Here is a 6,561-nt window from a genome sequence, read left to right as displayed (position 1 = left end):
TTGATTTTGATGATCTTGCATTTTATACTTCATATTAGAGTTCCTCCTAAGAATTGGTTTATCTGACTATAATCATCTTAGCGAGGGGCTCTTTTTTTATCAAACTTGAAATTTAACGCTCTACAGGAATGCTAACGGGGGCGTTAGTTAAACTATTACTGAGATTAATTTAGGGGGGGATGTGAGTGGGGCAAATTGAATTAAATCGTTATAAATTAAAGAACGGTCAAGAAGTACAAGTAAGAACTGCTCGTATTGAGGATGCTTTCAAAATACTTGAATTTAATAAAGAGATTATTAGCAACTCACCTTATTTATTGACTACTGAGGAAGAATTTCAGCTAACCTTAGAACAACAGAAAGACTTTATAAAAAAGATAGTAAATGATGAAGGAAAGCTTGCAATAGTAGCTGAGTACCGTGGAGATATTATAGGGTTTTTGGATTTCCATAACGGAAACAAAAAAAGAATTAAGCATCAAGGAAGTTTTGGGATGAGTGTCTCCGCTAGATTCAGAGGCAAAGGCATCGGTAAAGCTTTGTTGATGGAATTGCTTAAATGGGCAAAAATTAACTCGTCCATTGAGAAAGTTTCACTTGAGGTATTTGCATCTAATACTAATGCTATATTTCTTTATGAAAAGGCAGGGTTTATAGTAGAAGGTCAAAAACAAAAAGCTATCAAGGATGATTCAGGAAGATACTTTGATCTAATATTAATGGCTTATTTTGCAAAATGAAATACACACGATATATGCAGTTAGAGAAGATTATGTGAAAATTATCTCGAAACTGAGTCTTCCAGAAACGGGGGCGTTTCTGTTATTGGATAAGTAACACTATTTTAAAAGAGGTGTTGAAATGGAATTCATAGCTTTTTTCTTATTTGGATTTTTAGCATGCTTTATCATAAGTTCTATATTTAACTTTGTGTTTAATATGAGAAGCAGAAGGGACTGGATCATTACATTGGTATTGAGTATTGTACTAGGTTTAATTTTCTTGCCTTTCATGGTAGGTTAGGTTGTTTATACTCAATAACTTATGATTTATCTCAATTTCAAGTCTTATAGAAGCGGAGCGTTACTTGAACAATTGCCTTGCGTCTTAATGTTGAAGAATACTTATTATAAAAAGAGGATAGGGGTCTTCAAATGAAAGTGATTAGAATTCTATCAGCTATCCTTGTATTATCCTTAATAGTTTATAGTTTTACAATTGATAACAAACAAATCTTTGTTTCACTTTCTGAACACCCATTTTTAAAACATTCTATCTGTTTCGATTACTAATTTCCATATAAATAAAACTCATTTTGTTACGGAGAAGCCAGATAAAAGATGAAGAGAAGGTTAATCGAGTGAAATTTATTTTTGAAAGCTTCAAAAGTATTAAGGAACCTACATCATCACTTAGCACGACGTATTCTTTGAAGTATATGAACCTAATAACAGTATGTCTGTTCACTAAGCTTATTTGTGGTACAAATCAGAAGGTGGAGCTGTTGCAAGTAAAACTACAAACGAAGATGAATATTTTGAAATTACTCAAGAACAAGGAAGTACATTAAAAGATCTATTTAATAATTAGTTGATAATACTAAAGAAAACCAGGTTCCAGTTTTTTTAATATTGGTGGAAAAATCTGAATATCTTGAATTTGAGTCTTCAACTATAGTGGGAGATTATTCAATAAGACTAATTGCATAGATATGCTCTGTGATATTTTAGTTGTTTTTTATGTATTGAGGAGGGACGACAGATTAAAGTAGGTGAAGTGTTATTACTTATAATCGCCATGGCGGGAGTTTGTACATATCTTTTTTATGAGCCGGACTATTTAATTTATATAACTCTAGCTGCAGGGATTGGCTATTCAGTATTACATTTAATAAGAACATATGATAAAAGAAGGGGTGAAGTATTAGGTAACCCTGACGCTAAATACTATAATACATTTGATACATATCATGACGATTTTTCTAATGGGGATAGTTTTACTGACGATAGTGATAATTAATAAACCATTCTGCAACCAGAGTATGTGTAGATTATCTTGATATTGAGTCTTAAGGAAACGGGAGCGATTGTTCAAGAGTGCGTTCGCCCTTTAATACATAAGCGTAAGTAATATCAGTTGTTAAACCTATTTAACTGACGGATCAGTAAACTTTAATAAATAAAAGGGTTATCATTTATATAAAAATATGTGGGGGTGTAATAATGTGGTTAATATTTGGGGTTATTGCCATAGTAGTAACTTTTATAAATCTTTTTTTGTATGCAGCAGGAAAGGATTATAAGCTTGCTATGGCGTTGGCTTTATCATTTACAGCATTAACAATTTGTGCTGATTACAGTTATCTTAATCGGTGGATAGAAGCAGAAGATTGGGCGGCTATAATGGATGTAGTACCTGGTATGTCAAAGGTATTTTGGTTTTTGACAATTGTTTCTATCTTACTAAATATATCACCTATATTTTTAGAACGAATTCGTAAGAAATAATGGCTAAATATCACGTCATTTATTTAATATTCAACAATTGTGTAAGATTTTATGTATAACTAAAGGGGTTTCAAGTAGAACCGTGAAAGATATCTCGAATTCAAGTCTTACATAAACGGGTGCTTATCCGTAATCGACAAAGATAGAATGTTAGGTTCAAATTTCTCAAAAGAGGTGGTATTATGTGCGTTCTTTATTTGTATTGCTTATAGGTTGTTTAATAGGAATGAATGGTTGCTCTAGCCCTGATCAAATAATAAGAGTTGGACAGCCTAGCACAGAGAATTCTGAAAACGAAAAAGGATATAGCATACAAGGCAGTAGCATTACTCAAGAGATAAAAGATGAAGAGAAAGTTAATCGAGTAAAAGTTATTTTTGAAAGCTTCAAAAGTATTGAGGAACCTACAGACATCACTTTCCGAAAGCCCAACGTATTCTTTGAAGTATATGAACCAAATAACAGTGTGTCTGTTCACCAAGCTTATTTGTGGTACAAGGCAGAAGGTGGAGCTGTTACAAGTAAAACGACAAACGAAAATGAATATTATGAAATTACTGCAGAACAAGCAAGTACATTAAAAGATCTATTTAATCATTAGTTGATCATACTAAAGAAAACCAGATACCGGTTGCTTTTTGGAGTTAACGATTTTAGTTGATTGTAGCGGAGGAAAGTGGGGGACCTGAGCGGTTATGCTGAGGAGGCTCCCATCCCTCCACGCGGAAATCAACAGACGAACTTTATCGTCTAAAGACGACAATCAATGCGAATACAGCCTAAATAAAAGAAGTTAAATAAATGTCTCATTTAACTTCTGAAAGCTTGTTAGAAGATAACTACTTTTGGGGTGTTACTGCATAGATTGCAATACTTTCCTGTGATAAGTATCTAACAATCTCAGGGATTTGTTGTCTTGCAATATTGACTTTAAATCCATATTGTAAGTGTTCAATTTTATCAATAAAAGCAATTTTTTTAAATACTTCTAAAGTGGATTTTTTATCTGCTACTTCAAAATAGACTGAGAATTTTTTGTCACTATAATCAAATGGTGTTGTTTCCAATAAAATCACTACTTTCTATAAAAAATTCTTTATATTTAGTACCTGTTTATTTATTATATAAAAAATATCCGTTTTAAGCTAAAGAGGTCACGCTATTAATAGCTGCCTATGTTTTAATGGCCTGTTTGATCTTGAAACCAAGTCTTAAAGAAACGGGAGCAATGGTTCAATAAGAACAATCGCTCAGGGGCATTTATTGAATGACTAAGGGAACCCATTTTTAATGAGGTTCCCTTTTTAAATCCACTATTATATGTTGTGAGTAACACCGTTTGAAGTTTGTCAACGCTTTGAGAATACAGAAAGCTTTATCAGGTTTCTTTCATCATATGGCGGAAAATGATTGGAGCTAATAAAGAGAAAAGAAGGACACACAACGTTACCCACCAACCAAACGATTTAAATGTGTCTTCAGGAATGATAAATGTGTATCCCAAATAGGATAAGAACAAAATACCTTGAAGTACTTTCAATGTTTTCGCATCGGCTTGATTCTTCTCGGCTACAAGTCTCTCATCCGTCTCCGATACAATAATTTTAGGGTTCTTTTTTATTTTCATTAGTTTAAGGAAGGAAGCTAGTGCTGCACTGAAAGGAATAAGTGATAAGGCTAAGAAGGCTTTGCTGTTAGTAAAAGAAATGGCCGTTGTTTCGAAAATAAACCAGGTGATAAAAAGGGCTAAGCTAACAAATAACGATATACCAATGGTTAATTTAGTTTCCTTAACTAACTTTTCAGCACTCATTGATCATTCCTCCCAGAATAAATCGTCTAATGTTTTATTTAATGCCTTACATATGGCCGTGCACAATTTTAGACTCGGGTTATAGTTGCCAGCTTCAATTAAATTAATGGTCTGCCTTGTAACCCCTACAATATCTGCTAATTTTTCTTGAGAAACGTCGGCTTCAGCACGGGCGATCTTCATTTTTTTGTTTTTCAAAAAAAATCATCCCCTCCTCCTACATTTATAATATTTAACACCTTACAAAATGTCAATTATATTTTACTTTTTGTAAGATGTTTAAAGAGAAGTTTCATCATGGCCTAGAAAAGCATCTGTGACCTGCAAATTTTACCTTTAGGGGAAACTAGTTGATTAAGATGTCCAGGGCCGAAATTTTGGATTTATTAGGGTTGTACCTTGAAGTCGAGATTCCGGGAGGGAATAAGGGAACAGATTCCACAAAATCTATCTCGAACTCGAGTCTTACATAAACGGGTCGATTGTTCACTCGAGCATCAGCCCTTGAAGTCCTTTGTTGTTAGTAATATCAACAAAAAAGGGGAGTGTTTCAACACATGACTCGATTAGGATTCAAATCACGCGCTTCAAAGTTTTCTGTGTGAAGGTAGTTGGTTAAGACTTCATAAAGTTCTTCATCACTCAACTCCTGAGTAGAGATGTTTAACATTAAAAAAAACGGACGCTCTTAGGAGGAGCGTCCGTTTTTTCCTTAGTTTACCGATAGATCATGGATCGATGTTTTCATGTGTTTGGATAGATCCTGAAACAAGTCAGCGCTAAATTCCTTCATAGGGAGAACTTTGAAATCCTGGTCATTTTCAAAGTCTACATATGTGAGTTTAAACCTGGGTTCCTTTATATTGATGGATGTTTCTTCCATTCCTTTCACTTTTTGTACAGTCATCCCCGCTATCCCACCAATCCTTCGGTACTTTTCTTCCTGGCCTGAGAGAAAATTGCCGAGAGAATAAAAAACGAGGCTTTTAGACCCATCCGTATTTTGAATCCATTCCGGTGGCTGCAGCACGTGCGGGTGATGACCGAGGATAATATCTGCGCCTTGCTCCGCGGCAAAAGCTGCCAATTCCTTCTGCTCAGCATTTGGGTGTCTTTCATATTCCTTGCCGAAATGTAAACTCATGACTACGACATCAGATTTGCTGGAAGCCCGCTTGATGTCAGAGGCAATCAGATCTTTATCAATCCTGTTCACCAGGTAAGGCTTCCCATCAGGGGTCGGTACCCCATTTGTTCCATAGGTGTAAGCCAAAAAGGCGAAAGTGATGTCATTCCTTTTGATCGTTGTAACCGTGTCTCTTTCCTCCGGTGACAAGTAGGAACCCACTTTTTTTATTCCTAGGACCTCCCATTGATTAATCGCGTTCTCAATAGCGTGTACACCCCGGTCCAAGGTGTGATTGTTGCTCATAGATACGATATCAATGCCGTTAGCTTTTAACGTATCCCCTAATTCAAAGGGCGTGTTGAAGGAAGGGTAGGTGGATACGCCGATTGCTGCGCCACCCATGATGCTCTCTGAATTCGCAAATGTAATGTCAGCGTTTAAAAGATAGGGAGTGACCTCCTGAAACATAGGATTAAAATCATAGCCTGAAGAAGTCTTCGCATCATTGTACACTTCTTTATGTATTAACAAATCCCCTACGGCTGCGAGAGAAACTTCTGTCACTTCTTTCACTTCTGTCTTGTTCGTTGGTTTGTATAGCGTTCTCATATTGGATGACACGCGTTTTTCCAACTCTGCTTCATTAGATTGAGAGAAGATGGTGGAACCGCCAATGAAACTGGAAATCAAAATGATCACTAAAATAATAAGCAGGCTTTTATTTTTCATCATATCCTCCTGATTTGTAGATATTTTGATTCGGTTTTCCTATAATCCACCAGTAATATTCTTGAAAAAGTTATGTTAAAGAGCATTAAAAGACATAAGCGGAATAGTTTCGACATATTCATATTATTATTATAAAAGAATTGCAAAATTCAGGCAAATTACCTTATTATTATTTATTCTTTCCTAATATCTGTGAAAGAATGTAATAGGAACAAAGTCTAGAGAACCCTTTCATTAGCGAAACGATTCTTAAGGACTCCTCTGTTTGGTTACCTTTGATGTGGATAGGGATGTTTACCACTATAAAGAAGAAGTAGGAAAGCAGTAAGATAAAAGTGTGCAGCACCAGGTCACGAATCCTATTTTGCTTGGTAGGAGGAAGT

8 protein-coding genes are annotated in these 6,561 nt (G+C 35.2%); 4 read left to right on the top strand and 4 right to left on the bottom strand.

What is annotated here, in order from left to right:
• The first annotated feature begins 185 nt into the window (after positions 1-185).
• The 4 genes from VKA52_RS14630 (at position 186) to VKA52_RS14615 (ending at position 3,108) form a co-directional block, all read left to right on the top strand.
• Positions 186-740 (top strand): GNAT family N-acetyltransferase, encoded by a 555-nt coding sequence (locus tag VKA52_RS14630; RefSeq protein WP_326316215.1) that lies wholly within the window; start codon positions 186-188, stop codon positions 738-740.
• 1,036 nt (positions 741-1,776) lie between these two features.
• Positions 1,777-2,019: a hypothetical protein gene (locus VKA52_RS14625; RefSeq protein ID WP_326316214.1), complete on the top strand. Its 243-nt coding sequence runs from the start codon at positions 1,777-1,779 to the stop codon at positions 2,017-2,019.
• A 203-nt stretch (positions 2,020-2,222) separates the two neighbouring features.
• Positions 2,223-2,507 (top strand): hypothetical protein, encoded by a 285-nt coding sequence (locus VKA52_RS14620; RefSeq protein WP_326316213.1) that lies wholly within the window; start codon positions 2,223-2,225, stop codon positions 2,505-2,507.
• 184 nt (positions 2,508-2,691) lie between these two features.
• Positions 2,692-3,108 carry a hypothetical protein gene (locus VKA52_RS14615; protein ID WP_326316212.1) on the top strand — a complete coding sequence of 139 codons (417 nt, stop codon included), beginning with the start codon at positions 2,692-2,694 and terminating at the stop codon, positions 3,106-3,108.
• 238 nt (positions 3,109-3,346) lie between these two features.
• Here the strand turns inward: VKA52_RS14615 and VKA52_RS14610 are convergent, their stop codons facing one another.
• The 4 genes from VKA52_RS14610 to VKA52_RS14595 all read right to left on the bottom strand — a co-directional run bounded on the left by VKA52_RS14610 (position 3,347) and on the right by VKA52_RS14595 (position 6,178).
• Positions 3,347-3,583, bottom strand: a complete 237-nt coding sequence (locus VKA52_RS14610) for a hypothetical protein (protein WP_326316211.1) — start codon at positions 3,581-3,583, stop codon at positions 3,347-3,349.
• A gap of 302 nt (positions 3,584-3,885) precedes the next feature.
• Positions 3,886-4,320 carry a hypothetical protein gene (locus VKA52_RS14605; RefSeq protein WP_326316210.1) on the bottom strand — a complete coding sequence of 145 codons (435 nt, stop codon included), beginning with the start codon at positions 4,318-4,320 and terminating at the stop codon, positions 3,886-3,888.
• Between the two features lie 3 nt (positions 4,321-4,323).
• Positions 4,324-4,518, bottom strand: a complete 195-nt coding sequence (locus VKA52_RS14600; RefSeq protein ID WP_160914386.1) for a helix-turn-helix transcriptional regulator — start codon at positions 4,516-4,518, stop codon at positions 4,324-4,326.
• Between the two features lie 514 nt (positions 4,519-5,032).
• Positions 5,033-6,178: a CapA family protein gene (locus tag VKA52_RS14595; RefSeq protein WP_326316209.1), complete on the bottom strand. Its 1,146-nt coding sequence runs from the start codon at positions 6,176-6,178 to the stop codon at positions 5,033-5,035.
• Between the last annotated feature and the right edge of the window lie 383 nt (positions 6,179-6,561).

Origin of the sequence: Halobacillus sp. HZG1, from assembly GCF_035818575.1 — a bacterium.
Lineage (GTDB): Bacteria > Bacillota > Bacilli > Bacillales > Halobacillaceae > Halobacillus > Halobacillus litoralis.
The sequence above is the reverse complement of the archived record's forward strand: the minus strand, read 5'-3'. Positions and strand labels throughout refer to the sequence as shown.